Below are 634 nucleotides of genomic sequence, written 5' to 3'. Positions count from 1 at the left end.
GTACCTCAACCGAGCCTACGGGCACCGTTGTTAGCATCAGTATCGTGGATGTCAATGGCGATAGTTATGGATTAAGTGCCACCGTCCTCGCTGATGGTTCATGGCAAGTAACAGCACCAAGCTTACCGGATGGCAGTTATACAGTAACCGCCAGTATTACCGATGCGGCAGGCAATACCGGCAGTGACACCGGCACTGGCAGTGTGGATACCTTAGATCCGTTGATCAGTATCAATAGCCTCGGAGCCATTAATGATGATACGCCGACACTCAGTGGCACCTCGTCAGAGCCACAAGGGACAGTGATAACCCTCACCGTTACCGACAGCGGTGGAACGGTTACCGCACTCAGTGCAACGGTTAATGCCAGTGGTGAGTGGGCGGTCACCTCGCCAGTCCTCGGCGATGATGATTACACGGTAGTTGCGAGTGTCAGTGATGCAGCGGGCAACAGCAACAGTGCCACTGATACCTTTACACTTAACACCTTAGCGCCGAGTATTACCATTAACGCGATAGGTGAAACCAACGACACTACACCGACCATTAACGGCAGCAGTGATGCGCCAGATGGCAGTGTTGTCACTGTAGTGATAAATGATGGAATAAACCCCGCAGAGACAGTTCAAACCAC

General features: G+C 52.2%; 1 protein-coding gene. It reads left to right on the top strand.

The features are described 5' to 3' along the window. Window positions 1-634 (top strand): Ig-like domain-containing protein (locus tag H5187_RS23900; protein WP_182798512.1); only part of this gene is annotated, 634 nt, incomplete at both ends.

Source organism: Pseudoalteromonas sp. SG44-1, assembly GCF_014164315.1.
GTDB classification, from domain to species: domain Bacteria; phylum Pseudomonadota; class Gammaproteobacteria; order Enterobacterales; family Alteromonadaceae; genus Pseudoalteromonas; species Pseudoalteromonas rhizosphaerae.
Note: the sequence above shows the minus strand (reverse complement) of the source record. Positions and strands in the feature narration are given on the sequence as shown.